24 protein-coding genes are annotated in these 25,830 nt (G+C 71.9%); 10 read left to right on the plus strand and 14 right to left on the minus strand.

Features of this window, described 5'->3' with window-relative positions:
* Positions 1–158: 158 nt before the first annotated feature.
* On the plus strand, positions 159–1,121 hold the full coding sequence (locus tag AW270_RS33600; protein WP_061300161.1) for a CHRD domain-containing protein: 963 nt from the start codon (positions 159–161) through the stop codon (positions 1,119–1,121).
* 7 nt (positions 1,122–1,128) lie between these two features.
* Here the strand turns inward: AW270_RS33600 and speB are convergent, their stop codons facing one another.
* The 8 genes from speB to AW270_RS33640 form a co-directional block, all read right to left on the minus strand.
* Positions 1,129–2,130, minus strand: coding sequence for an agmatinase (speB, locus tag AW270_RS33605; protein ID WP_061300162.1), 1,002 nt, complete (start codon positions 2,128–2,130; stop codon positions 1,129–1,131).
* Entirely contained in the window at positions 2,127–3,152 is a 1,026-nt protein-coding gene (gene cobT / locus AW270_RS33610) for a nicotinate-nucleotide--dimethylbenzimidazole phosphoribosyltransferase (RefSeq protein ID WP_061300163.1), read from the minus strand. The genes speB and cobT overlap by 4 nt, the downstream gene beginning before the upstream one ends.
* Complete coding sequence (gene cobC / locus AW270_RS33615) at positions 3,136–4,263, minus strand: Rv2231c family histidinol phosphate aminotransferase CobC (protein WP_082802036.1); 1,128 nt, start codon at positions 4,261–4,263, stop codon at positions 3,136–3,138. Before cobC ends, cobT begins: the two co-directional genes overlap by 17 nt.
* The gene (locus tag AW270_RS33620; protein ID WP_082802037.1) at positions 4,263–5,153 is read right to left on the minus strand and encodes a sirohydrochlorin chelatase; all 891 of its coding nucleotides are present in this window, start codon (positions 5,151–5,153) and stop codon (positions 4,263–4,265) included. The genes cobC and AW270_RS33620 overlap by 1 nt, the downstream gene beginning before the upstream one ends.
* Positions 5,154–5,239: 86 nt before the next feature.
* Complete coding sequence (locus AW270_RS38190; RefSeq protein WP_061300165.1) at positions 5,240–6,316, minus strand: GNAT family N-acetyltransferase; 1,077 nt, start codon at positions 6,314–6,316, stop codon at positions 5,240–5,242.
* A 16-nt stretch (positions 6,317–6,332) separates the two neighbouring features.
* Positions 6,333–6,899, minus strand: coding sequence for a LutC/YkgG family protein (locus tag AW270_RS33630; RefSeq protein ID WP_061300166.1), 567 nt, complete (start codon positions 6,897–6,899; stop codon positions 6,333–6,335).
* The gene (locus AW270_RS33635) at positions 6,896–8,344 is read right to left on the minus strand and encodes a lactate utilization protein B (RefSeq protein ID WP_061300167.1); all 1,449 of its coding nucleotides are present in this window, start codon (positions 8,342–8,344) and stop codon (positions 6,896–6,898) included. Before AW270_RS33635 ends, AW270_RS33630 begins: the two co-directional genes overlap by 4 nt.
* Complete coding sequence (locus tag AW270_RS33640; protein WP_061300168.1) at positions 8,341–9,045, minus strand: (Fe-S)-binding protein; 705 nt, start codon at positions 9,043–9,045, stop codon at positions 8,341–8,343. The genes AW270_RS33635 and AW270_RS33640 overlap by 4 nt, the downstream gene beginning before the upstream one ends.
* Before the next feature lie 69 nt (positions 9,046–9,114).
* Between AW270_RS33640 and AW270_RS33645 the strand changes: the two genes are divergently transcribed.
* The 3 genes from AW270_RS33645 to AW270_RS33655 all read left to right on the plus strand — a co-directional run bounded on the left by AW270_RS33645 (position 9,115) and on the right by AW270_RS33655 (position 11,985).
* Entirely contained in the window at positions 9,115–9,771 is a 657-nt protein-coding gene (locus tag AW270_RS33645) for a FadR/GntR family transcriptional regulator (protein ID WP_063819433.1), read from the plus strand.
* Positions 9,772–10,036: 265 nt separating this feature from the next.
* The gene (locus tag AW270_RS33650) at positions 10,037–11,032 is read left to right on the plus strand and encodes an LLM class F420-dependent oxidoreductase (RefSeq protein WP_061300169.1); all 996 of its coding nucleotides are present in this window, start codon (positions 10,037–10,039) and stop codon (positions 11,030–11,032) included.
* A 29-nt stretch (positions 11,033–11,061) separates the two neighbouring features.
* Entirely contained in the window at positions 11,062–11,985 is a 924-nt protein-coding gene (locus AW270_RS33655; protein ID WP_157523023.1) for a hypothetical protein, read from the plus strand.
* Positions 11,986–12,238: 253 nt separating this feature from the next.
* Here the strand turns inward: AW270_RS33655 and AW270_RS33660 are convergent, their stop codons facing one another.
* Both AW270_RS33660 and AW270_RS33665 read right to left on the minus strand, forming a co-directional pair.
* Entirely contained in the window at positions 12,239–13,207 is a 969-nt protein-coding gene (locus AW270_RS33660) for a hypothetical protein (protein WP_061300171.1), read from the minus strand.
* Positions 13,204–13,698, minus strand: coding sequence for an RNA polymerase sigma factor (locus AW270_RS33665; protein WP_061300172.1), 495 nt, complete (start codon positions 13,696–13,698; stop codon positions 13,204–13,206). Before AW270_RS33665 ends, AW270_RS33660 begins: the two co-directional genes overlap by 4 nt.
* A 51-nt stretch (positions 13,699–13,749) precedes the next feature.
* Here AW270_RS33665 and AW270_RS33670 point away from each other — a divergent pair, with 51 nt between their 5' ends.
* Complete coding sequence (locus AW270_RS33670; RefSeq protein WP_275477793.1) at positions 13,750–14,388, plus strand: response regulator; 639 nt, start codon at positions 13,750–13,752, stop codon at positions 14,386–14,388.
* Positions 14,389–14,450: 62 nt separating this feature from the next.
* A complete protein-coding gene (locus AW270_RS33675; protein ID WP_061300173.1) occupies positions 14,451–15,050 on the plus strand; it encodes a hypothetical protein in 600 nt (199 codons plus the stop codon).
* 2 nt (positions 15,051–15,052) lie between these two features.
* Here the strand turns inward: AW270_RS33675 and AW270_RS33680 are convergent, their stop codons facing one another.
* Together AW270_RS33680 and AW270_RS33685 are read right to left on the minus strand one after the other, a co-directional pair.
* Positions 15,053–18,433: a DNA polymerase III subunit alpha gene (locus AW270_RS33680; protein ID WP_061300208.1), complete on the minus strand. Its 3,381-nt coding sequence runs from the start codon at positions 18,431–18,433 to the stop codon at positions 15,053–15,055.
* Positions 18,433–18,687, minus strand: coding sequence for a DUF6504 family protein (locus AW270_RS33685; protein ID WP_061300174.1), 255 nt, complete (start codon positions 18,685–18,687; stop codon positions 18,433–18,435). Before AW270_RS33685 ends, AW270_RS33680 begins: the two co-directional genes overlap by 1 nt.
* 158 nt (positions 18,688–18,845) lie before the next feature.
* Here AW270_RS33685 and AW270_RS33690 point away from each other — a divergent pair, with 158 nt between their 5' ends.
* The 4 genes from AW270_RS33690 to AW270_RS33705 are packed head-to-tail and all read left to right on the plus strand — an operon-like array spanning position 18,846 to position 23,334.
* The gene (locus AW270_RS33690) at positions 18,846–20,453 is read left to right on the plus strand and encodes a serine/threonine-protein kinase (RefSeq protein WP_245674994.1); all 1,608 of its coding nucleotides are present in this window, start codon (positions 18,846–18,848) and stop codon (positions 20,451–20,453) included.
* Between the two features lie 10 nt (positions 20,454–20,463).
* Entirely contained in the window at positions 20,464–21,411 is a 948-nt protein-coding gene (locus tag AW270_RS33695; protein ID WP_061300176.1) for a quinone oxidoreductase family protein, read from the plus strand.
* A 15-nt stretch (positions 21,412–21,426) separates the two neighbouring features.
* On the plus strand, positions 21,427–22,239 hold the full coding sequence (locus tag AW270_RS33700; protein ID WP_245674995.1) for a patatin-like phospholipase family protein: 813 nt from the start codon (positions 21,427–21,429) through the stop codon (positions 22,237–22,239).
* Positions 22,240–22,254: 15 nt separating this feature from the next.
* The gene (locus AW270_RS33705; protein WP_063819435.1) at positions 22,255–23,334 is read left to right on the plus strand and encodes a 1-acyl-sn-glycerol-3-phosphate acyltransferase; all 1,080 of its coding nucleotides are present in this window, start codon (positions 22,255–22,257) and stop codon (positions 23,332–23,334) included.
* A gap of 130 nt (positions 23,335–23,464) precedes the next feature.
* Here AW270_RS33705 and AW270_RS33710 read toward each other — a convergent pair whose 3' ends face one another.
* Positions 23,465–24,925, minus strand: a complete 1,461-nt coding sequence (locus tag AW270_RS33710; protein ID WP_061300178.1) for a cobyric acid synthase — start codon at positions 24,923–24,925, stop codon at positions 23,465–23,467.
* Positions 24,922–25,818 (minus strand): cobalamin biosynthesis protein, encoded by an 897-nt coding sequence (locus AW270_RS33715; RefSeq protein WP_061300179.1) that lies wholly within the window; start codon positions 25,816–25,818, stop codon positions 24,922–24,924. Before AW270_RS33715 ends, AW270_RS33710 begins: the two co-directional genes overlap by 4 nt.
* Between the last annotated feature and the right edge of the window lie 12 nt (positions 25,819–25,830).

A 25,830-nucleotide genomic window follows, 5' to 3' on the forward strand; every position in this document is an offset into this window, starting at 1 on the left:
GGACGCGACTCAAGAGATCGCCGTTATCGGTCTTGTCACCCCTTGGGGGTGACGTCGGTCACAGGACCGCCGAACGCGTATTTGACCACAGAACGGGGCTTTCCCGACTCCTAATGTCATCCGCAAGCACCCAGAACGACACACAGGAGTTGCCCGAAATGCTGCGCAAGCTGATCGTCCCCGGTCTCGCCCTCGCCGCCGCCGCCACCGCGGTCACCGCCTCCCCCGCCGCCGCCCACCCCGGCCACGGCGCGCCCTCCGGCCGGCAGGCGACCACCGAATCCGTCCAGCTGCCCTCGACCCCGCAGGCGGGCGACACCTACTTCGCGGCGACGCTGCTGGGCAAGAACGAGGTCCCCGCGCCGGGCGTCAAGGTGGGCGACAAGAACGGCGTCGCGGTCGCGGTCTTCCGCATCCACGGCAACCAGATGGAGTACGCCGTTCGCTGGGCGGGCACCGCCGCCCCCAGCGCCTTCCACATCCACCAGGGCGTCAAGGGCAAGAACGGAGACGTGAAGATCCCGTTCTTCGGGGCCGCCCTCCCCTCCACCCTCAGCGCCGTCAAGGGCGTCGTGACGATCAAGGACTCGGCCTTGCTGAACCGGATCAAGCGGAACCCCGCCGGCTGGTACGCCAACCTGCACACCGGTGAGTTCCCCGGCGGCGCGGTGCGCGCCCAGCTCCACCGGATCCGGCCGGTCCACCTCGACTCGGTCCTGGCCAACGGCTCGCGCTCCACGCTCACCGCGATCGCCGACGGCCGCCAGGAGGTGCCCGCCCCCGGCACGAAGGTCGGCGACAAGAACGGCAAGGCCGTCTGGCTGGTCTGGGTGAAGGGCACCAAGGTCCACTTCGCGACCGTGTGGAAGAACATCGCCCAGCCGACCCTCGCGCACATCCACAAGGCGCCCAAGGGCAAGAACGGCCCGGTCGTCGTCGACTTCCTGGCGGCCCCCTCGGGCCTCCCGGCCGGCGTCAACGGCATCGCCGGCACGGGCACGGCCTCGTCGTCGGTGGCCAAGGGCATCAAGAAGAACCCGAAGAACTGGTACACCAACCTGCACACCAGCGAGTTCCCCGGCGGCGCGGTGCGCGGTCAGCTGCACGGCGGCGGCTGGTAGAGACCCCTCAGCGCCCGTCCAGCAGCGGCTGACCGGGGTCCCACGGCTCGCCCGACCGTCTGCGGGCGATCGCCGACAGGGCCTCCAGCACGACCCGGTTGCCCAGCAGGGCGGTGATGTCGGCGTGGTCGTAGGGCGGCGCGACCTCCACGACCTCCAGGCCGACGACCGGGAGTTCATAACAGATCCGGCGGACGGAATCGAGGAGCTCCCGGGCCGACAGGCCCCCCGGTTCGGGGGTGCCGGTGCCGGGGGCGTGGCCCGGGTCGCAGACGTCGATGTCGACCGACAGGAAGATGCCGTCGCAGTCGTCGAGGGCGATCGCGAAGGCCTCGGTCAGGCAGGCGTTCAATCCCCTGTGGACGATCTCCGTCATCTCGTACGAGCGCATGTTCTGCCTGGCCATCCAGGTCAGGACCTCGGGGCCGGGCCAGTAGCCGCGCAGGCCGATCTGGAGGAACCGGTCGCCCCGGATGGCGCCCGACTCGATCAGGCGGCGCATGGGCTGGCCGTGGCCGTAGAGGTGGCCGAACTCGATCTCGCCGGTGTCGGCGTGGGCGTCGAAGTGGATCATCGAGACCCGGCCGAAGCCGTGGTGGCGGGCCACGCCCCGGGCGTCGGGGAGCGCGATCGAGTGGTCGCCGCCGAGGATCACGGGGATGGCGCCGGAGGCGGCGATCGTGTGCACGGCCGCCTCGATGTCGCGGATCGAGGTCTCCAGGTCGCCGGAGAAGCACTCGACGTCGCCCGCGTCCCGCACCCGCAGATCGCGCAGGCCGTCGACCCGCAGGGCGAGGCTCGGGCGGGAGCCGTCGTGGGCCAGGTAGCAGGCCTGGCGCATGGCCGAGGGGCCGAAGCGGGCCCCCGGGCGGTGGCTGGTGCCGCCGTCGAAGGGCGCGCCGAGGATGACCACGTCGGCGCCGTCCAGCGACGCGGGGTCGGTCAGGTCGCAGCGGTCGACGCCGAGGAAGGTGATGTCGGGGCCGTACATGGGACCGTAGCGGGTCATGCCAGGGCCTCCTTGTCGGTGACCCCGGCCGCGTCGAAGGTGGCGACCTCGTGGAGCACCCGGGCCGCCGCGACGACCAGCGGGTGGGCGAGCAGGCCGCCCGTCCCCTCGCCCAGGCGGAGCTCCAGGTCGACCAGCGGGCGCAGGCCGAGATGGGCCAGCGCGGCGGCGTGACCGGGCTCGGCCGAACGGTGGCCCGCGATCCAGTATCCGGCGGCGTCGGGCTCCAGCGCGGCGGCGGCCAGCGCGGCCGATCCGGCGATCACGCCGTCCAGAATCACGGGGATCCGCAGTTCGGCGGCCTTCAGCAGGAACCCGGCGAGGGCGGCGTGCTCCAGCCCGCCCAGCGCGGCCAGCGGGTCGCGCCCCCGGTTGACCTCCAGTGCCCTGGCCACCACGTTGATCTTGTGGGCGAGCATGGCGTCGTCGATGCCGGTCCCGCGTCCCGTGACCTCGCCCGGCTCCTTCCCCGTGTACGAACAGATCAAGGCCGCCGACGCCGTGGTGTTGGCGATGCCCATGTCCCCGGTGACCAGGCACCTGGCTCCCTGCGCCACCAGCCGCTCGGCCACCTCGGCGCCGACCGCGCGGGCCTGTTCCGCCTCCGCGCCGGTCATCGCCGGGCCCAGCGACAGGTCGGCGGTGCCCCGCCGGACCTTGCGGGCGACCAGGCCGGGGGCGTCCGGCAGGTCTCCGTTCACACCGACGTCGACCACGGTCACCGACGCGCCGACCTGGCCCGCGAAGGCGTTCGCCACCGCGCCGCCGGCCAGGAAGTTGGCGACCATCTGCTGGGTCACCTCTTGGGGCCAGGGAGAGACCCCCTGGTCGTGTACGCCGTGATCCGCCGCGAAGATCGCCAGCGCCACCGGCTCGGGCAGCGGCGGAGGTGAGAGGGCCGCGATGCCCGCCAGCTGGACCGCCACGTCTTCGAGGACGCCGAGGGCGCCCCGGGGTTTGGTCAGGCGGTCGTGGTGGGACCTGGCCTCGGCCATGGCTGCGGGGTCAAGCGGGCTGATCATCGCGGGCCTCCTTCAGCGCCGCCAGGAAGGCGGCCGTCGTCCCATCGTCGCGCACGGCGACACGTAGCCATTCCGGGCCCAGGCCCGGGAAGGTGTCGGCCCTCCGGACCGCGAAGCCCCTCTCCCGCAGGAGAGCTCTGAGGTGGAGGGCGTGCGGGAGACGTACACAGACGAAGGAGCCCTGGGGATCGGGCACGACGTAGGCGCCGAGATCGGTCAGGCCGTCGACCAGGACCTGGCGCTGACCGGCCATCTCCTCGGCCCACTTGAACGCCTCCGCCTGCGCGCGCGGCGAGACGCACGCCTCGGCGGCGGCCAGCGCGGGCGTGGAGACCGCCCAGAGCGGCTGCGCCTCCCGCATGGCGGCGATCAGCTCGGGCGGCCCGATGCCGTAGCCGATCCGGAGGCCGGCCAGCCCCCAGGTCTTGGTCAGGCTGCGGATGACGACCAGACCGGGGAGCCTGGCCGAGGCCAGCGATTCTGGCTCACCCGGGACACAGTCGGCGAAGGCCTCGTCGACGACGAGATACCTGCCCTCCCGGGCGAGCGTGGCGATCGTCGCGGCGGGGTGCAGGACCGACGTCGGGTTGGTCGGATTGCCGATCATCACCAGATCGGCGTCGTCGGGGACGAGCGCCGCGTCCAGGACGAACGGATCGGGCAGCAGCACCCGCCCCGGCTCGACCCCGACCGCCCGCAACGCCGCCTCGGGCTCGGTGAACTGCGGGTGCACCACGACCGGCCTCGACACAGCGGGCCCGCCGGAGCGGCGCGGCATGGCGAGGACCCTCGCGAGGAGGGTGAAGGCTTCCGCCGCGCCCACTGTCAGCAGGACCTCGTCAGGGGTTCGCCCGTGGTGTTCGGCGACGATCCGGGTGGCCCGGTCGGCGTTCGGGTATGCCGAAATTTCCGACATGGAGGCGGCGAGAATCTGCCGAAGCCATGCCGGGGGCATGCCCTGGCGGACGTTCACCGCCAAGTCCACCAAACCCGGCCCGACCTCCCTGTCCCCATGGTGGCGGAGATCATGATGATCAGGCCAACGATGGTCAGGCCCGTGGTGATCAGGCCCCCGCTCGTCGAGCTGAGGGCCGTCGGCCTTGGGGGGCATCAGACGCGGGCCGGGACCGGGAAGATCTCCTGGAGTCTCTCGGTGGCCAGGGCCTGGGCGTAGCGCTGGCGGGCGGTCGTGGCGGCGGCGCCCGCGAGGGCCTCCTCGTAGCGGTCGATCACCACGTCGGCCAGGCCCTCGCAGTCGCCGATGACCTCGGCGCAGCGGATGTCCAGGCCCTCGTGGTTGGCGCCGTAGGCCAGGGCCGCGGCCCAGATGCGCTCCAGCACGCCGCCCGCGAACAGCACGTAGGGCAGCACGATGACCCGCTTGGCGCCCAGGCGACGGCAGCGCTCCAGGCCGCCGGGGACCCCGGGACGCGCGTGGGACACGTAGGCCGTCTCGACGGTCAGGTAGTCGGCCGCGTGGGTCTCCCAGAACAGCCGGGACACCCGGTGGACCTCGGCGTTGGCCGCGGTGCTGGGCGAGCCGTGGCCGACCAGCACGACCGCCGTCTCGGCGGGCGTGATCGGCTCGGCGTCCTCGAAGAAGGCGCCGCGCACGAACGTGGGCATGTCGTCGGCCGCGTCGGCGAGGCGTTCGGCCAGGAGTTCCAGGATGCGGGGATCGGGGCCGAGCGGGCGGCCCAGGTCGTATCCGAGCGTCGGGTGGAGTTCCTGGGCCAGCGCGAGCGTGCCGGGGATGTCGCCCAGCGCGGCGCGGTCGCCGGTGAGGCTCAGCGGCTGGGCGACGAGGTGGTGGTGGCCGCGTGCGACGAGCGAGGCGACCGACTCCGCGAGCGGCGGGCGGGCTCCGGTGACGAAGCCGCCGGACACGTCGGCGACGTCCCGGTCGAGGCGGCAACGGAGCCGATGAACGAACCGGCCGAATTCGGCTACGCCGGTTTCGTCATGCGTGCCGTGCCCGATGAGCAGCAGCGGCGGTCTCATCTCAACGATCTCCCCTGGCTTGACCTGCTCCGCAAAGATAGCCGAGCTTGTCGTGCAATGGGGCATTCTTCTTGGGTTTGCCCAGCTCAGAGCTCACCGATCAAGAGGCCGTAAACCGCTGTGTCGGCCCTTCCACCGGGAATCGGGATGGCCCCGCGCAGGATGCCCTCCTCGGCGAAACCGGCTTTCTCGGCGACTTTCCGGCTCGCCAGGTTGCCCTCCGCGATCATCAGCTGGACCCGCGCGAAACCCTGCGCGAACAGGAAGGCGGTGAGGGTGCGGACGGCCTCGACGGCGTAACCCTGCCGCCGCGCCCACGGCGAAATCCAGTAGCCGATCTCGGCGTCGCCGCGCTCGCGGTCGGCCCGTACGACGGAGACCGCCCCGGCCAGCCGCCCGCCCTCGACCGGTTCGAGCGCGTAGGTGACGCTCTGCCGCCGGTCGCTGTGGGCCTGGTGGGTGCACCAGTCGAGCGCCTTCTCCAGGGTGTAGCCGACCGCCCACGGCATCCAGCGGGCGATCTCGGTGTCGTCGCGCACCGCCGCGAGCACGTCGAACGCGTCGCGCTTGGCGAAGGGCCGCAGCTCCAGCCGGTCGGCCGCCAGCCGCGACGGGAACCCAGTCGGCCGGTCGCCGCGCAGCAGGCCGAAGACGACCACGTCGTGAGGTCCGTCGTCCTCGAAACCCGCGCCGCGCAGCAGGCCCTCACGGGTGAACCCGGCCTTCTCGGCGACCCTGATCGAGGCGGCGTTGCCCGCGATGGCGCGCAGCTCCACCCGCCGCAGCCGGGCCGGGCCGAGCGCCCAGCGGGCCAGCCCGCCGAGCGCCTCGGGCGCGTAGCCGTTGCCCCGGTGGGCGGGGTGGACGCCGTAGCCGACCTCGGTCGTCCCGGCGCCCCAGTGGGTCTTGAACAGGCTGATCGCCCCGACGATCCGCCCGTGACGCTCCATGGCCAGGTGGATGCCCTGGTTCGAGCGGCGCAGCTCGTGGACGCCGTTGACGAGCCACGAGACGATGCCGCCCGCGTAACCGGGGGCTCCCGGCGGCAGGGCGGTCGGGTGGGCGCCGTCCTGCACGATCGCCCGGACCTGCTCGTGGTCGGCCGGGCGGAAGTTACGCAGGACGAGCCGGTCGGTCGCGATGGACAGGCGCTCGTCGAACACGCCCCATACCGTACGACTACCCGGTGGCGATGACGACCTCGAGCGTCCGCGGCCCGTGCACGCCCTCGACCCGGTTCAGCTCGATGTCGCTCGTGGCGGACGGGCCGCTGATCCAGGTGAGCGGGCGGGCGGCGTCCAGGCGGGCGATCGCGTCGGGGACGTTCGGCACGATCTGGTCCTCCCGGACCACGCACAGGTGGTAGTCGGGGATGAGGGTCTGCGCGCGGGCGCCCTGGCCGGGCCCGGCGTCGAGCACGATCGTGCCGGTCTCGGCGATGGCGACCGCGCAGGTGGAGATGACGCCGTCGGTCTCGCCCTCGGAGGGGGCGTACCAGTGCGAGGGGAACCCTTCGGGCACGGCCAGCGCCCTGCCGCCGGTGATCTCCGCGATCGTCGCGGCCACCTCGGCGCGCGGGACGACGTGCACGACCGCTCTGTAGTCGCGGACCCGTTCGGCGAACAGCTCCACGTCGCCCGGTTCGCCGGTCGCGCCCCGGTAGCCGCGGACGATCTCCGCCTCGGGCGCGCCCTCGACGGCCGACCGGATGCGCCGCAGGATGACCTCACGTGCCGCCGCGCTCATTTCTTCCTGCTTTCCTGAGGCAGATTCCCGACGGGAGGCACGGCCGGCCTCCGGCCGTCCGCGCCTCCCTCCCTGACCCACCAGTCGCGGAACGACTCGGCGGGGATGTCCGGCAGGTCGCGGGTGTCGGTCCAGCCCGACAGCGGGCCGGGCAGGCGCTTGGGCACCAGCCTGCGCATCCGGCCGCCGAACCGCTGCGCCTTGGCCAGCCGCTTCGAGCGGTTGAACACCCATCCGGCGGCGGCCATGCCGGCCTTCTCCGTACGGGGATGCCGCGCCTTCCCGCGCAGGTCGACGAGCACCGACGGGATGTCGATCGCGACCGGGCAGACCTCGTAGCAGGCCCCGCACAGCGACGACGCGTAGGGCAGCGACCGGTCGAGCGGCGTGTCCATGCCCCGCAGCTGCGGCGTCAGGATCGCGCCGATCGGCCCGGGGTAGACCGAACCGTAGGAGTGGCCGCCGGCGCGCTCGTAGACCGGGCAGACGTTGAGGCAGGCCGAGCAGCGGATGCAGCGCAGCGCCTGGCGTCCCACCTTGTCGGCCAGCACCGAGGTGCGCCCGTTGTCGAGCAGCACGAGATGGAACTCCTGGCCTTCGGTCGCGCCGGTCCACATCGAGGTGTACGGGTTCATCCGCTCCCCCGTGGAGCTGCGCGGCAGCAGCTGGAGGAACACCTCCAGGTCCTGCCAGGCGGGCAGCAGCTTCTCGATGCCGACCACGCTGATCAGCGTCTTCGGCAGCGTGAGGCACATCCGCCCGTTGCCCTCTGACTCCAGGACCACCAGCGTGCCGGTCTCGGCGATCATGAAGTTGGCGCCCGAGATGGCGACCTTGGCCTCCAGGAACCGTTGACGCAGGTAGAGCCGCGCGGCCTCGGCCAGGGCACGCGGCTCGTCGGTCAGGTCCTTCGGCGCTCCGGCCATCTTCTTCAGGAAGAGCTCGCGGATCTCGGCCCGGTTGCGGTGGATCGCGGGGACCAGGATGTGCGAGGGGAAGTCGTCGCCGAGCTGCACGATCAACTCGGCCAGGTCGGTCTCGAACGCCTCGATGCCCTCTTCGGCGAGCGCCTCGTTGAGGCCGATCTCCATGGTGGCCATCGACTTGACCTTGACGACCTCGGTCTCGCCGGTCTCCTTGACCAGCCGGGCGACGATCCGGTTGGCCTCGGCGGCGTCCCTCGCCCAGTGGACGGTGCCGCCCGCCTCGGTGACCTTCTCCTCCATCTGGAGCAGGTACCGGTCGAGGTTCCGCAGCGTGTGGTCCTTGATCGCCTTGCCCGCCTCGCGCAGCTCGGCCCAGTCGTCGAGCTCTCCGACGACGGCGGCCCGCTTGCCCCGGATCGTGTGGGTGGCCTTGCGCAGGTTGAACCTGAGCTGACTGTTCTGGACGGCCTTGGCGGCGTTCTTCGGGAACGCCGGCATGCCGACGAAGGTGCCGCTCATTCGGCGCTCTCTTCGGTCGAGGCGAGGATCTCGGCGAGGTGCAGGACGCGTACACCCGATTTCTGGCGTCTGAGGGTGCCGCCGATGTGCAGCAGGCACGAGTTGTCGGCGGCGCAGAGCACCTCGGCCCCGGTCTTCATGACGTTGCCGATCTTGTCAGCGCACATCGCGGCGCTCACGTCGCGGTTCTTGACCGCGAAGGTGCCGCCGAAGCCGCAGCACTCCTCGGCGCCCGGGAGCGGGACCAGCTCCAGCCCTCTGACCATCTTGAGCAGGTCGGTCGGTCTGTCGCCGACCTTCAGGCCGCGCAGCGAGTGGCAGGTCGGGTGGTAGGTCACCTTGTGCGGGAAGTAGGCCCCCACGTCGGTGACCTTGAGGACGTCGACCAGGAACTCCGACAGGTCGTACACCTTCGGGATGTCCTCGATGTCGAGGTGGGGATACTGCTCGCGGACCATCGCGGCGCACGAGCCCGACGGGGCGACGACGGCGTCGTAGCCGGCGAAGGTCTCGGTGAACCGGTTGGCCAGTTTGACCGCTTCGTCGCGGTAGCCGGTGTTCAGGTGCATCTGCCCGCAGCACGTCTGGGCGAGGGGGAACTCGACGTCGACCCCGAGTCTTCGGAGCAGCCCGACGGCGGCCTTCCCCGTGCCGGGGAAGAGCGTGTCGTTGACACAGGTGATGAAGAGCGCGACCCGCACCGGGACTCCCGCAGGTATGGTCAGACCAAATATGGTCAGACCATACACCTACCGGGCGGAAGGATCACGGTGCGGACCTTCGAAACGGTTCTTGCCCAAATCGAGCAGCGCATCGCCGCCGACGGCCTGACGGTCGGCGACCGCCTCCCCGGAGAGCGGCAGCTCGCCGAACAGCTCCAGGTGAGCCGGTCGTCGGTACGTGAGGCCCTGCGCGTGCTGGAGACCCTGGGCGTGGTCTCGTCGCAGGTGGGACGGGGTCCGGACGCCGGCGCGGTGCTGACCTCACGCCCCGACGGGACGCTGGCCGACCTCCTGCGGCTCAACCTCGGCCTGACGACCATGTCGGCCCGCGAGGTCCTCGACACCCGCCTGATGATCGAACGCTGGTCGGCGGCCCGGGTGACCTCGGCCCCGGCGGAGATGACCGAGGCCCTCGCCGCGATGGACGCGGCGGCCTCCCCGGAGGAGTTCGTGACCCACGACATCGCCTTCCACGTGGCGCTCACCGACGCGGCGGGCAACCGGCTGCTTTCGGCCGTCATGCGGGCCCTGCGCGACGCCCTGGTGTCGAACGCGGTCGAGGCGGTGCGCCGCCTGGGCCACACGGACGACCTCCAGGCCGACCACCGGCGAATCCACGCGGCCATCGAGTCGGGCGACGGGGCCGAGGCGGTCGAAGCGGTGACCGCCCACCTGGCCAGAGCCTACGAGAACGTCTTCCACTGACGGACCGCGCGGCCTTCCAGCACGGCTCATCTGGCCCGCCCTTACGAGAGAGTCAGGCTGTCCACCGGCGCGGTCATCCGGCCTGAGGGCGACGGTCTTTCACTAGCGCTCATCTGGCCCGCGCCTAGCTGACGTGGCCAAGCGGTCATCCACAGGCGTGATCGTTCAGCGCGAGGATGTCGGTCGCCCGGGGGACGATGATCCGGCCCCGGGTGGGTGGGCCATGGGCTGTCTCTTCGGGTCAGAACGTGTTCTAGTTTTCGGTATGAAGCTGGGTCTGAACCTCGGTTACTGGCAGCGCACCCCCTCTGACGCGACCGCTCTGGTCCAGGCCGCCGAGCGGCTCGGTTACGACTCGGTGTGGACGGCCGAGGCCTACGGCAGCGACGCCTTCACGCCGCTGGCCTGGTACGGAGCCCGGACCTCGCGGATCAAGCTGGGCACCTCGGTGGTGCAGCTCAGCGCCCGGACCCCGGCGGCGACCGCGATGACCGCGATGACGCTCGACCACCTCACCGGCGGCCGGCTGCTGCTCGGCCTCGGGGCCTCGGGACCGCAGGTGGTCGAAGGGTGGTACGGCGTCCCGTTCGCCCGCCCGCTGGCGCGGACCCGCGAATACGTCGAGATCATGCGGAAGATCTGGCGGCGGGAGGAACCCGTCACCAACGACGGCCCCCACTACCCGCTGCCCTTGCCGCTGGGCAAACCGCTCAAGCTGATCACCCACCCGCTGCGCGCCGACATCCCCGTCTACCTGGGCGCCGAAGGGCCGAAGAACGTCGCCCTGGCCGCCGAGATCGGCCAGGGCTGGCTCCCGCTGTTCGCCATCCCTTCCAAGATCGAGTCCATGTACGGGGAGGCGCTCGCCACCCGTACCGACGACTTCGACATCGCCGCGATGGTCATGGTGCTGATCACCGACGACGTCCGGGCCGGGCTCGACGTGGTGAAGATGATGCTGAGCCTCTACATCGGCGGGATGGGGTCGTCCAAGAGGAACTTCCACGCCGACATCATCGGCCGCATGGGCTTCGCCGAGGAGGCCGCCCACATCCAGGCCCTCTTCCTCGACGGCCGCCGGGACGAGGCCTTCGCCGCCATCCCCGACGAACTGGCCGACGGGATCTCCTTGGTCGGCCCGCCGGGACGAATCAAGGAACGACTGGCACCATGGCGGGACAGCCCGGTGACGAGCCTGCTCGTCATGGGCCCCAGGGACGAGGACGAACTGAGGACGATCAGGGACCTGGTCGTCGAATAGGGGGGTTATCCAGGCGGGTGGCGGTCGGGGTGCTGGTTCTGGCACTGGCGGGATGCGGCGAGGAGCTCCCGCCCCGTACGGAACTGGTGGTCGCCACCGCCGACCCGCCCTCGTCGCTCGGCCCCTCCCCCGTGATGATCAGTCTCCCGCCGGGACATCCCAGCGCCTCACCGCCATCGGACGCGCTGCCGGAGCCCGAGTTGCCCGCGATCGGCCGGGGCGCCGACCCCGTCGACCTGCCGCTCTCGCCCTACAAGCTGCCCATGTCGGCCATGGCCGAGCTGGCCCTCGCCGTCGAGCAGGCTGAGTTCGACTGCATGCGCGAGCAGGGCCACACCGGCTGGGAGAAGGGCATGAGCCGGAGCTGGGACCCGCAGTCGTTCGTCGAGCACGAGTTCTACGAGCATCTCGACCCGGCCCGCGCCGCCGAGACGGGCTATCCCCGCCCGGCCCTCGACCCCGGCCTGGTGAAGAAGGCGGCGGCCCGGCCGTCCCGAGGGCCCACCCGCGAGGAGAGCATCGCCTATCCGGAGTGCGAGAAGGCCGCGCGGGCCCGGATCTACGTCCCGGCCGACCTGCTCATGGGCCCCAGGGACCTGGTCACCAACGCGAAGCTCGCCACCCAGCGCGACAGCAGGATGAGGGCGGCGGTCGACGCGTGGCGGGTCTGCATGGGACGCCAGGGCTTCGCCTACCAGTCGCCGATCATGCCGCCGCTCGACCCCCGCTGGGAGTCGCGCCCCGCTGATCGTCCGGCGGGCGAGGAGGAGCGCCGGACCGCACGGGTCGACGCCGAGTGCCGGGAGAAGGTCAACCTGGTCGGGGTGTACAAGACACTGCGGGTGGCCTACGAGGCCGAACTGCTCCGCCGAAACCGCGACGCGATCGTGGCCGCCCAGAAGGTGACGGCCGGCTGGCTCGACCGGGCCCGCGCGATCCTCGCGGAATCATGACCCGAAACATCTCACCGCCCGGCGGCGGTAGCGACGCAGCTGCGGCCAGATGCGTGAGCACCCCCGGTGTGCCGACAGGACGTTCACGACCTGCGGCCAGGCCGCCTGCGGATGCGACGGCGCGCAGCCCAAGGCGGCCCTGAAGATCATGCGAGGGCGACATCCGCAGCCCAGGCCACCTGCGGATGCGACAGCGCGCAGCCCGAGACAGTTCTGAAGACCATGCGAGGGCGACGCCCGCGTGGCCCCCGGTCTAGCCGGGCAGGGAGGTCCAGCCCGAGTCGAGATAGGCGTAGGCGGTGCCCTGCTGGGCCGGGAACGCCCTTGTGCCCGGTGGGGTGTCGACGGGCTTCTCGTCCTCGCCGTTGTAGACGTAGGCGAGCAGCTTCGCGGTGGACGGGTCTACCGCGAGCGTGTGGTCGCCCGTCGCGTCGGTGATCGACAGGGCCGGCCTGCCGGTCGGGTCCTTCGTGTTCTCGTCGAGGCGGAGGCCCTGCTGGTCGGCGAGGATGCGCAGGAGGGCGGCCCGGGTCCCGGTGGAGGCGGGCGAGGTCAGGATGTGGCGGGCGGCGCCGAAGGTGAACGACCCCGCGTCCTCCCCGGCGGGCCTCGCCTCGTCGAGCCACTTCTGGAGGGCGGGCCGGTCGGCCGGCAGCTTCTTCAGGTCGTCCTGCCTGACGTCCTTGGTGCCGATCCGCCAGGACAGGGCGATGCCGTTGAAGGCCTGTTCCTTTTTCTCCTCCGGGAGTCCGGGCCGGCCCCGGGCGCGCCAGGCCTTCGCGGCCTTCTCGTCGGCGAAGGTGGTCTCCACGTCCCGGGTCGCGCCGATCTTCCCGTTCCGGCCGTCGTACCAGGTCTCGCCGGTCGACGCCACGACCACGCCGTCCATGGGCGAGGTGAAGGTCCGTACCTTCTCGTGCCAGTACGTCCCGGTCTCCGCCGGCGTCCTCTCCAGCGTCTCGGCCCCGGCCAGCAGCACGCTCCGCGCGGTCAGCCGGTGAGTCACCTCGACGGCCGCCGGCGGCCGGGTGGACGACGACGGCGGGACCACCAGGAACGCGACGACCGCCGCCGCGACCAGGCCGGAGGCGGCCAGCAGCGGAGTCCTCCGCCCGGCGGGCTTGGCGGCCAGCGCCCTGCGCAGGTCGTCGGCACGCCTGGCCTGGTAGGACGCCTCGGTCACGTCGTCGGGGCGCAGGGTCTTCACAAGGTCGTCGATCATGACTGCTCCTGGAGGGTCCGGGGGCGCAGGGCCTCGGTGAGGCGGCGGCGCGCGCGGTGGAGTCGGACGGTGAACGCGCCCTGGGCGCAGCCCGCGATCTTCGCGGCCTCGCGGGGAGCCAGGCCGTACCAGCTGGTGAGGATCAGCGCCTCGGCGTCGGCCTCGGCCATCGCGGCGAGCGCGCGCAGCGCCGTCTCCCGCTCGGCGACCTGGTCGGCGACGTCGGGGCTGTCCCCCGTCGGCAGGTGGGCGAGCAGCCGGTCGGCCCGGATACCCGAGTCGCGCTGTTTGCGGAGCAGGTTCCTGGCCACGCCGAGCAGCCACGGCAGCGGCTCCGGCGGCAGGTCGGCGAAGCGCCGCCAGGCGATCAGGAAGGTCTCCCCCGCCACGTCCTCGGCGGCGGACCGGTCGGCCCGCAGCAGCGCGTATCCGAGCACGGCCCGGTAGTGCGCGTCGTACAGGTCGGTGAATCGTGTCTCTGGATCGTCCACACCCAGTAGTCCCGCCAGTGGAGCCCCGATTACACATGACATCATTCCGGGGTGAAGGTGCTGATAGCCGACGATCAGGAACTGGTCCGCACGGGCTTTCGGATGATCCTCGACGCGCAGCCCGACATCGAGGTCGTCGCGACCGTGGCCGACGGGGCGGAGGCGGTCGCCGAGGCCCGGCGGCTCCGCCCCGACGTGTGCCTGCTCGACATCCGCATGCCGAAGCTCGACGGCATCGAGGTCACCCGCCTGCTGGCCGGTCCGGGCGTCCCCGACCCCATGCGGGTCGTCATCGTCACCACGTTCGACCTCGACGACTACGTCTACGGCGCGCTGCGGGCAGGAGCCTGCGGCTTCCTGCTCAAGGACAGCGGCCCCGCCCTGCTCATCGAGGCGGTCCGCGCCGCCGCCGCGGGCGACGCGCTGGTCTCCCCTTCCGTGACGGTACGTCTCCTCGCCCACCTCGCCCGTCCCCGCCAACCGGCCAGTCCCCCCGAATCGCTGACCGACCGCGAGCTCGACGTGGTCCGCCTGGTCGCCAGGGGCCGGACCAACCAGGAGGTCGCCGCCGAACTGTTCGTCTCGCTGTCGACGGTCAAGACGCACCTCGCGAGCGTCCAGTCGAAACTGGGCCTGCGGAACCGCGTGGAGGTCGCCGCGTGGGCCTGGGAGTCCGGTGTCGTGAGTTGACCGGATTAGCGGAGGTTCTCCCTGGAAACGATCGGGTCAGGTAACACCGGGGGGAGAGTTCCGTGCGCACGCCACAGAGATCCGCGTTCGGGGTCTATGCCGCCCTGACCAGCCAGATCACCTCCCTGGCGGCCCTGGTGGCCTTCGAGGAACTCCGCGGCCACGACCTGGCCCGGCAGATAGCCGTCTTCGGCGGCGACCCCAAGGCCCCGGGCGCCGAGGCGGTCGTCGGCGACGTGACGATCTTCGCCGTCCTGGTGATGGCCGTGGTCGTGACGACCCTGATGGCGGCGGCGGCCTATGTGAGCTGGCTGTCCGGAACGGCCCGGGTCGGGAAACCGACGGCGGTCGCGGCGTGGCTGATCCCCGGCGTGAACCTGGTCGCGCCCATGGTGCTGGCCGACCAGGCGTGGCGCGAACGGGGCAAGGAGTCGCGCCTGCGCTGGCTCCTGCTGCTGGGCGGCTGGTGGGCCGCCGGCCTCACCACGGCCTGGCTGATCGCCGAGGGCCACGCCACCCATACCAATCTGACGGGCCTGGGCCTCGGAGAGCTCACGGCGGCGACGGTGACGGCCGTGCTGTGCGCGGCGACGGTGTGGGAGGTCTCGTCCCCGCGCACAATCCGGCTGTCGAGCCGTCAGGCCATCGTCGTCTCGAAATAGCGTCAGGCGACCTTGCCTGAGCTGCCCATGCTGGCGTGCCACAGCACCCGTTGCGGTTCCTTCACGCCCAGGTCCGCGTACGGCGACAGCTCGAAGCCGTTCTCGTAGGTGATCTTCTTGCCGCCGATCGTGCCACGCTGTTCCTCCGGGCGGGCGGCGAGGAGGGTGCGGACCGCGTCGATGCCCTGGGTGCGCCACACGCCGTCCAGGTCGGTCAGGTTCCAGGCGTGGACGGCGCGCATGGAGATCCCGCGGCGGCCCGTGCGCCGGATCACCCCCCGTGCCATTATCAGCCACGACCCGAAGACCGTCGCCGCCGTGTGGGCCTGGACCGACTCGAAGAACGTCAGGTCGATCGGGCCCGTGGAGTCGTCGAGGGTGGTGAAGATGACGCGCTGGCCCGAGCGGACGGCCGGGGTCTGGGTGGCCACCTTCACGCCCGCGACCAGGATCTCCGCGCCGTTGCGCTGGCGGAGGAGGTCGCGGGCGCGGACCACGCCGATGGCGTCGAGGAAGTCGTCGTGGAAGGCGATCACGTGGCGGGTGACGTCGAGGCCCAGGACGCTCAGTTCCGCTTCGACCGCCTCCGCCTCGCTCATCTCGGGCAGTTCGCCCGGGACCACGTGGTCGGCGAAGTTCATCGGGAGCTGGCCCGAGCCCTGGCCGCCCGCCCGGTCGAGGGCGCCGACCTGGGCCATCAGGTCGCGGCGGGTCAGGCGGCCGGGGCGCCAGCGGGGTTCTCCGGGGCGCAGGCCGTGGACGGCGTCGAGGCCGCCGACCTCGATGACGTGTTCGGCCACCGGCCTGGAGGGGCGGGCGCGCTCCCAGAAGTCGGCCATCGACACGTACGGCTGGCCGGCGATCATGCGGTCGACCTCGGCGGTGCTGATGCCCTTGATGGCGGAGAAGGGGACGCGGAGGCCGTACCCGCGGCCGAAATACGGCGGGTCGCCGGAGACGGTCCCGAGTTTCTCCACGCGCCAGTCGCGGGCGGAGCGGTTGACGTCCAGCGGGAGGACCTCCACCCCGCACTGGCGGGCTTCGTCGAGGATGACGCGGTTGGGGTACATGCCCGGTTCGTGGGTGAGGACGCCGGCGAAGAAGGCGGCCGTGTGGTGGCGTTTCAGCCACGCCGACTGGTAGGTGGGCAGGCCGAACGCCGCCGCGTGGGCCTTGCAGAAGCCGAAGGCGCCGAACGCGTCGAGCACCCGCCAGGTCTCCTCGACCGTGGCCGCGTCGAACTCGGGGCGGACGTTCATCTCCCACCAGGTCCTGACCCGGGAGCGGCCGTCGGGCGAGGACAGCGAGCGGCGGATCTTCTCGGCCTGGGACAGGCCGCAGCCGGTCATGGCGTCGACGATCTTCAGGACCTGCTCGTGGAAGACCACGACGCCGTTGGTCTCGGCCAGCGCCGCGCGCAGCGCCGGATGCGGGTAGACGGACGGGCGGAAGCCGTGCCGGGACTCCAGGTAAGGGGTGATCATGTCGGAGTTGACCGGGCCGGGGCGGAACAGCGAGATGTCCACGATCAGGTCGTGCATGGTGCGGGGTTCCAGCTTGGCGACGAGTTCGCGCTGGCCGGGCGACTCGATCTGGAAGCAGCCGATGGTCCGGCTCTCGCGGACCATGTCGTAGGTCGCCGTGTCGTCGTGGGGGACCGCGTCGAGGTCCACCGAGACGTCGTCGACGCGGCGGATCTCGTCGAGCGCGTAGGCCATCGCCGACTGCATCCGCACGCCGAGCACGTCGAGCTTCAGCAGCCCCGCGTCCTCGACGTCGTCCTTGTCGAACTGCGACATCGGGAACTCCAGCAGGCTGCGCTCGACCGGGGTGCGGCCCCGCAGGCCCATGTTCCCGACCAGCACGCCGCAGGGGTGCAGCGCGATGTGCCGGGGCAGGCCGTCGAGGCGTTCGGCCAGCCGGAAGACCGTCTCCAAAGCCCGGCCGCCCAGCCCGCTGTCGCGCAGTTCGGGCAGGTCGTCGAGGGCCGCCCGGATCTGCTTGGCCCTGACGTGGGGGAACGCCTTGGCGATGGCGTCGACCTCGTGGGGCGGCAGGCCCATCGCGGCCCCCACGTCGCGGATGGCGCTCCTCGCCCGGTAGGTCTCCATCATCGAGACGCAGGCGACGCGCGACTCCCCGTACCGGTCGAGGATGGCCCGGTAGCAGTCGAGGCGGCGGGCCGACTCGACGTCCATGTCGATGTCGGGCAGCCCGACGCGGCCCTCGGACAGGAAGCGCTCCATCAGGAGGCCGTGTTCCAGGGGGTTCACCTCGCCGATCTTGATCAGGTAGTTCACCAGACTGCCCGCGCCGGAGCCCCGGATCGCGCAGCGGACGCCCATGCCGCGGATCATGTCGGTGATCCCGGCGACGGCGACGAAGTAGCCCGACAGCCGTTTCCTCTCGATGATCGCCAGCTCGGCGGCCAGCCGGTCGCGCGCCTCCCGGGAGGAGCCCAGGCCCCGGTCGAGCAGGCCGTCCTCACAGCGGTGCCGCAGCAGCGGGACGGGGTCGCTGCCGACCTCCGGCAGGTGCAGCCGGGGGTCGGTCTCGTCGATGAGCGGGACGATCTCGACCGGGTCGAGCACGCACGCCTCGGCCGCCCGCCGGGTCACGCCGAGCAGCCGGGTCGCCCGCGCCCGGTCGCCGCCGCACACCCGCAGGGCGACGCGCTCCATCTCCTCGCCGCTCTTCAGGTAGGCGTGCGACGACGACTCGATGTGCCGTCCGTGCAGCGGGACGAGTTTGCGCGCCGCGTCCAGCACGTTGCCCACCTGGTAGTCGGCCGGGTCGAGGTGCCTGACGGCGTTGGTGAGGATCGCGGGCAGGCCGAGCGAGTCGGCCAGGGCGAGCAGGTGGGTGGCGGTGTTGACGTCGCGGTAGCCGTACAGGTCGACGATCTCCACGGCCGCGCCCGGCACCGCGGCGCGCCAGCGCTGGAGCAGCTCGCGGGCCTGCTGGTCGCGGCGGGCGGCGACCGCGCGGCCGACCTCCGAGCGCGGGCCGAGCAGCACGATCAGCCGGCCGTCGGCGGCGTGCCGCCCGACCAGGTCCATGGTGACCCGGGGTTCGCCGCGCTCGCCCGCGTAGTGGGCCGCGGTGACCAGACGGCACAGATCGGACCAGCCGTCGCGCTTGGCCAGGACGACGACGCGGTCCTCCTCGCCGGACATGGCCAGGTCGACGCCGGCGATCGCGCCGATGCCCGCCTCGTGGCAGGCCCGGACGTGTTTGATCGCGCCGTAGAGGCCGTCGCGGTCGGTCAGCGCGAGGGCGTCCATGCCGTGTTCGGCCGCCCGCGCGACCAGCGCCGGGGGGAAGGCCGAGCCGTAGCGCAGCGAATAGGCGGAGGCGACGTGGAGGTGCGGGAAGGAGGCCATCAGTCCCACGCCCGCAGCAGCAGCCACGCCTCGGTGGCGGTGTCGAACCGCAGTTCGTAGGTGCCCGACTGGGCCTCCACCCGCCAGAAGCGGCGTTCGCCCGGGTCGGTCTCGGACGTCTTCCACCATTCCCTGGCGACCACCCAGTGGTCGAGGGTCTGCCGGACCACATAAAGCCGGTCACGCCAGACGAACCGAACAGGCTGGCCGTCTCTGACCCAGACCTCGATCGGATCGCCATAGAGTCTGCTCACGGACCTTCTCCCGATGGCTCCCAGTTACCTGTGATCGCCACCCGGGGGAAGGGCGGGCGGTGCTGTATCGAACATATGTTCTCAGCACCCTGAACGCAAGTTCGAACGTCGGACTATGACGTAGTTCATTTCCCCCGGTATCTGTACGGTTGGTCGTCGTGGCGAACGAACCTCAGCAGATAGGGCCCTATCGCATCACCGGCCGCCTCGGCCGGGGCGGGATGGGCACCGTCTACCTCGGCCAGGACGAGGCCGCCCGCAAGGTCGCCATCAAGGTGATCAACGCGGAGTACAGCCAGAACGAGAACTTCCGGGTGAGGTTCCGGCGTGAGGCCGAGTCGGCCCAGCGGGTCCGCCGCTTCTGCACCGCCGCCGTGCTCGCCGCCGACCTCGACGGCGAGCAGCTCTACGTCGTCACCGAATACGTCGACGGCCCCAACCTCGAACAGGCCGTGGAGAGGTCGGGGCCGCTCACCGGGTCGAGCCTGGAGGCCCTGGCGGTCGGGGTGGCCACCGCGCTCACCGCGATCCACGCCGCCGGGATCGTCCACCGCGACCTCAAGCCGTCCAACGTGCTGCTCTCCCCGGTCGGCCCCCGGGTGATCGACTTCGGCATCGCCCGCGCGCTCGACACCTTCGGCGGGGTCACCCACACCGGCGAGCTCGTCGGCACCCCCCGCTACATGGCGCCCGAGGTGCTGCGCGGCGAGGCGATCTCCCCCGCCTGCGACGTGTTCTCGTGGGGCTGCCTGGTGGCGTTCGCGGCCAGCGGCCGGGCCCCGTTCAACGGCGAGGCGCTGCCCGCGGTGATCTTCCAGGTGCTCAACGCCGAGCCGGTGCTCGACAACCTGGAGCCGCAGATGCGCCAGCTGGTGCTGGCCGCGCTCGACAAGGACCCGCGCAACCGCCCGAGCGCCCAGCAGCTCCTCGACAGCATGGTCGGCCGGGTCACCCCGGAGATCGCCCAGCACACCGTGGCGCAGACCTGGCAGCAGAGCGCGCCGACCCTGCGCCGGCGCACGCCGAACCGCAGCCGCCTGATCGCCGGGGTCGCCGTCGCGGCGGCGGTCGCGATCACGGCGGGCGTCATCGGCGTGCGCGCCCTGGCCGGGCCGGACGGCCCGCCGGAGAACCTGGCGCGCCTCTATCTGGAGGACTTCACCAGCAACGGCGACTGGCCCGGCACCTACGACCCGGGGAACGGCTCGCTCTACGGCTACACCCCGCAGGGCGCCTACGCGCTGGACCTCAACACCGACAACCCCGAGGGCGTCGTCCCGGCGCCGATCCCGTTCGTCGCGGTGCAGAAGGAGAGCCCCGGCCCGTCGCCGACGCCGGTCACCCCGCTCAACCTGTTCGTCAGCGTCTTCGCCGAGGCCGCCGACCCGGTCGGCAACGGCGAGTACGGCCTGTTCTGCCGCGGCAGCGAGAGCAACTACAAGCCCAGCCGCTACGAGTTCCTGCTGACCACCTCCGGCGAGGCCCGCATCCGCCGGGTCTCCGGAGGCGCCGGGGGCATCGTCGGCAGGGGCGACGTGGAACTCGCGTCCGGCAAGAACAGCCTGGCCGTCTCCTGCGAGCCGGGCGACGGCAAGACCGTCACGCTGACCATGTGGGTGAACGGGACCCAGGTCGCCACAGCAGTGGACAACAACGGCCTGCCCACCGGCGACGTCGGGATCATCGGCCGGGTCCAGGCGGACGGGGAGTCGTCGATCAAACTGGCCTTCGACGACTTCGAGCTCAGAGGCCAGCTCGACGGGTAGGACAGGCGCTATGCGAGCGATCATCGTCAACACACCAGGCGGCTCATCGGCTCTCGACCACACGGAGGTGCCCGACCCCGTTCCCGGGGACGGCGAGGTCCTGGTCGAGGTCGCCGCGAGCGGCGTCAACTTCATCGACGTCTACCAGCGCGAGGGCCGCTATCCCCTCCCCACCCCGTTCGTCGCGGGTTCCGAGGGCGCCGGCACGATCTCCGCCACCGGCCCCGGCGTCACCGAGTTCGCCGTGGGCGACCGGGTGGCCTGGGCCAACGTGCTGGGCAGCTACGCCGAGAAGCAGGCCGTGCCGGTGGAGAAGCTGGTGCCCGTCCCCGGCGGGCTCGACCTCGACCTGGCCGCGGCGGTGCTGCTCCAGGGCATGACGGCCCACTACCTGACCCACTCGACCTACGCCGTCCAGCCGGGCGACGAGGTCCTGATCCACGCCGCCGCCGGCGGCATGGGCCTGCTGCTCACCCAGCTGGCCAAGAAGCGCGGCGCCCACGTGACCGCCACCGTCTCCTCCGACGCCAAGGAGAAGCTGGCCCGCGCGGCCGGCGCCGACGTGGTGCTCCGCTACGCCGACGTGGCCGCCAACGTGCGGAAGAGCTGTCAGGTCGTGTACGACGGCGTCGGCGCCGCCACCTTCGAGGACTCCCTCGCGGCCCTGCGCCCGCGCGGGGTGCTGGCCCTCTACGGCGCGGCCAGCGGCCCGGTCCCGCCGTTCGACCTCCAGCGCCTCAACCCGGCCGGGTCGCTGTTCGTCACCCGCCCGACCCTGGGTCACTACGTGGCCACCCGCGCCGAGTTGCTGGAGCGGGCGAACGACGTGCTGGGCTGGGTGGCCGACGGCTCGCTCGACGTGGCGGTCTACCACCGCTATCCGCTGGCCGAGGCCCGGCAGGCCCACGACGACCTCGAAGGTCGCAAGACGACCGGCAAACTCCTGCTCATCCCTTGATTTAGGTTGGGAAACGTGAACCAGACGGCGTTCGTGCTCGGTGGCGGCGGAGTCCTCGGCGCCCATGAGGTCGGCATGCTGCGCGCGCTCTCGGAGGCCGGGATCAAGCCCGACCTCATCGTCGGCACCTCGGTCGGGGCGCTGAACGGGGTCGTGCTGGCCGCCAACCCGGCGGACGCCGTCGACCGGCTCAGCGAGCTCTGGAGCTCCCACATCGTCCGGACGGCGTTCGCCGGTTCGTGGATGACCCGCCTGTCCACCCTGGCCAGGACCGGCACCCACCTCCACCCGATCGACCCGCTGCGCCGCCTGCTGGGCGGCCACCTGCCGGACACGTTCGAGGAGCTGGAGATCCCGTTCCAGTGCGTCGCCGCGTCGATCCAGAAGGCCCGCGCCCACTGGTTCACCGAGGGCCCGCTGGCCGACGCGGTGCTCGCGTCGTGTGCGGTGCCGGGCCTGCTGCCGCCCGTCCGCATCGACGGCGAGCACTTCCTCGACGGCGGCCTGGTGCACAGCATCCCGGTCGGCCGGGCGGTCGCCCTGGGGGCCACCCGCATCTTCGTCCTGCACGTCGGCCGCATCGAGAGGCCGCTCGAACCGCCCGCGAAACCGTGGGAGGTCGGCCTGGTCGCCTTCGAGATCGCCCGCCGCCACCGCTTCGCCGAGGAGATGGCCGCCCTGTCCGACGACGTCGAGGTCCACGTGATGCCGGCGGCCTTCGGCGGCCGTCCCGGCCTCTCCGACCTGCGCTACCGGGACGCCTCCCGGATCGCCCGGCACGCCGGGCGCGCCTACGAGGCCTCCGCCGCCTACCTGGCAGAGCTATGAACTAAGGAGACGGTCATGCTCCCTCCCCGGATCGTCCGGCGGCTGATCTTCGCGCCGCTGGTGATCGTGCTGACCGTCGCCGTCGTCGTCACCCTGCCGGTCTGGCTCGTCTTCGGCCTCATCGTCAGCCTCCGGCTGCCGCCGCCGCGCCGCCGGGGCCTGCGGCTCGTGGTGTTCGCGGTGGTGTGGCTCGCGCTGGAGTCGGCGGCCCTGATCGCCAGCCTGGAACTGTGGGTCGCGTCGGGGTTCGGGGGGCGCCTGCGCGAGGCCAGCCACCAGGAACGCCACTACGCCCTGATCCGCTGGCTGCTGACCAACGTCTACGGCGCGGCCGTGGCCATCTTCCGGCTGTCGGTCACGATCGAGGAGCCCGCGCTGACCGCGGCGGAGATCGAACGCCGGCTGACCCGCCCGATCATCGTGCTGTCCCGCCACGCCGGGCCGGGCGACTCGTTCCTGCTCGTCTACCACCTGCTGGCCCGCTACCAGCGGCGGCCCCGGATCGTCATGAAGGCGGCGCTCCAGTTCGACCCGTCGCTCGACGTCGTGATCAACCGGCTGCCCAACGCGTTCGTGCCGAGGAAGACCGCCGAGAGCGGGGTTACGGCGGAGATCTCCCGGCTGGCCGCCGACATGGACGCCGACGACGCGCTCGTGATCTTCCCCGAGGGGGGCAACTTCACCCCGGCCCGCCGCTTCAGGGCGATCAGGCGGCTGCGCGAACGGGGCCTGCGCAAGGAGGCGGCCCGCGCCGAACGCCTCGACCACCTGCTGCCGCCCCGCCCCAACGGGGCCATCGCGGCGATGACCGCCTGCCCGGAGGCCGACGTCATCTTCGTGGCCCACACCGGCCTCGACGACCTGATCACCCTCGGCGACGTCTGGAACCACCTGCCGGAGGAGGCCCGCATCACCGCGAAGTGGTGGCGCTGGGCGGCCGAGGACGTGCCCCGGGAGCGCGAGGCCCAGATCGCCTGGCTGTTCGACCAGTGGACGGCCATCGACAACTGGATCACCGCCCAGAAGGACTTAGCCGCCAGGAGCCGCGCGACGCCACCGGAACACCTTGAACCGGAGCAGGACAGGCTTGGCTGACCCCGGCACCGACCGGCAGCCGTGATCGGCGGTCACCACTTGCGCGGGCGGCGCCGGTGGTGCCGGACTGTCGCGAGCAGGGCGATCCCGACCAGCAACCCCATGACGGCGACGACGGCCGCCGCCGCGATCAGGCCCATCGAGGGCCTCCCGGCGGGATGACCGCCTTCGCCGACCCCGCTCCCCTGTCGATCAGCTCGCTGAGCGCGGCGGTGTCCAGGTGGTGTTCGATCAGGTCGCCGATGGCGTCGAGGCGGTCTTCGCGGAGCCGGGCGAAGTCGACCGTGCTCTCGACCGGGAGGCCGGCCTCGGCCAGGAACGCGCGGCGGAAGCCGTCGTTCTCCAGCGCGCCGTGCCAGGTGGTGCCCCAGACGTCGCCCCGGCGGCACCCGTCGAGGAACGGTTCCGCGCCGGGGGCGGGGGTGACGATTCCGTGGTGGATCTCGTACGCGGCCACGCGGTGACCGTATGCCGCTCCGGTGGGCCTGGCCAGCACTTTTTCCTGGACGAACCGGACTGTGGCCGGGAGGAGGCCAAGCCCTGACACTTGTCCCACCTGCGACTCGACGTCGTCGTGGATGGTCTCGGCGAGCATCTGGTAGCCGCCGCAGATGCCGAGGATCGGGCCCGTCCGGCGGGCGAGGGCGGCGGCGATGCCGCGCTCCCTGAGCCAGGCCAGGTCGCTCACGGTGGCCCGGGAGCCGGGCAGCACGACCAGGTCGGCGCGGGCGATGTCGCGAGGGGAGGTGACGAAGCGGACGTTCACCCCGGGTTCGGCCGCGAGGGCGTCGATGTCGGTGAAGTTGGAGATGCGCGGATATCTCACCACCACGACGTCGATGTGACCGTCGCCCGTCTGCGGGCGGGCGTCCAGCGCGAGGGAGTCCTCGACGTCCATCCAGAGCCCGTCGAGCCAGGGCAGCACGCCGTAGACCTCGCGGTGGGTGAGGCCGCGCAGCATGTCGAGACCGGGTTCCAGCAGCTCCAGCGCGCCCCGGAACTTGTTGATCACGAAGCCGGAGATGAGCGCCTGGTCCTCGGGTTCCAGCAGGGCCAGGGTGCCGTAGAGGTGGGCGAACACGCCGCCCCGGTCGATGTCGCCGACGACGACGACCGGCAGGTCGGCCGCCCGTGCGAGGCCCATGTTGGCGATGTCGTTGGCCCGCAGGTTGATCTCCGCCGGGCTGCCGGCGCCCTCGCAGACGACGACGTCGTACTCGGCGCGGAGGCGGGCCAGCGACTCCAGCGCGACCGTCTTGAGGTGCTTCTTCAGGTTCGGGTACGTGAGCGCGTCGACGTCCGCCAGCGGCCTGCCCTTCACCACGACCTGGCTGCGGCGGTCGCTGCCCGGCTTGAGCAGGACGGGGTTCATGTCGGCGGTCGGCTCGATGCCGCAGGCGGCGGCCTGGGTGGCCTGCGCCCGGCCGATCTCGGCGCCGTCGGCGGTGACGTAGGAGTTGAGCGACATGTTCTGCGCCTTGAACGGCGCGACCTTCACGCCCCGGCGGGCCAGCCAGCGGCAGATCCCGGTGGTGACGACGCTCTTCCCGGCGTCGGAGGTGGTCCCGGCGACCAGCAGCGCGCCCTTCACTTCCGCCTCGCCGCGACCGCCGCGACCGCCAGGGCCGCCGCCGCCCAGGCCACCCGCCGGGTCAGCGTCACGGCCCGGGAGATGTCCCCCGTCGTCGGCCGGGGGCCGTCGCCCAGCTCGGGGCGGTGCTCCACCCGGCCGCCGTAGTCGTTGACGCCGCCCAGAGTCACGTTCAGGGCTCCGGCGAAAGCGGCCTCGCACTGACCGGAATTGGGACTGGGATGGCGGGAGCCGTACAGAGAGATCGCTCTGAGGGTGGGCCGGAAGCGACCGGAGCAGAGCGCGGTGAGCAACCCCGTCAGACGGGCGGGAACGTAGTTGGCCGCGTCGTCGAGGCGGGCCGCCGCCCAGCCGAACCGCTCGTAGCGGGGCGAGCGGTGGCCGACCATCGCGTCGAGGGTGTTGATCGCCCGGTAGGCCAGCAGGCCGGGCACGCCCGCGACCGCGCCCCAGAAGAGCGGGGCGACCACGGCGTCGGAGGTGTTCTCGGCGAGCGACTCGACGGTGGCGCGGGCCAGTTCGTCTTCACCCAGGCTGCCGGGGTCGCGGCCGCACAGGTGCGGGAGCCGGTTCCTGGCGGCCTCGATGTCGTCGCCGGCCAGGTGGCGGGCCATGGTCGCGCCCTCGCGGGCCAGCGTGGTGCCGCCGAGGACCGCCCAGGTTGCCAGAGCCGTCACGGCGGTCCGCTTCGGGAGCAGCGCCCCCAGAGCGGTCACCGAGCCGACGCAGAGCGCGGTGAAGAGCAGTCCTCGGGTCCGCGAGTCGCGGTAGACCCGCCGTTCCAGCCGTGTCGCGGCGGTCCCGAACAGCGCCACCGGATGCCCCCGACGGGGATCCCCTATTAACGCGTCCAGAGCCACCCCGAGCGCGATCCCCCGCGCCTGTTCCCCCATCACGCACGCATT

It is taken from the genome of Herbidospora cretacea, assembly GCF_001570605.1.
Taxonomy (GTDB): domain Bacteria; phylum Actinomycetota; class Actinomycetes; order Streptosporangiales; family Streptosporangiaceae; genus Herbidospora; species Herbidospora cretacea.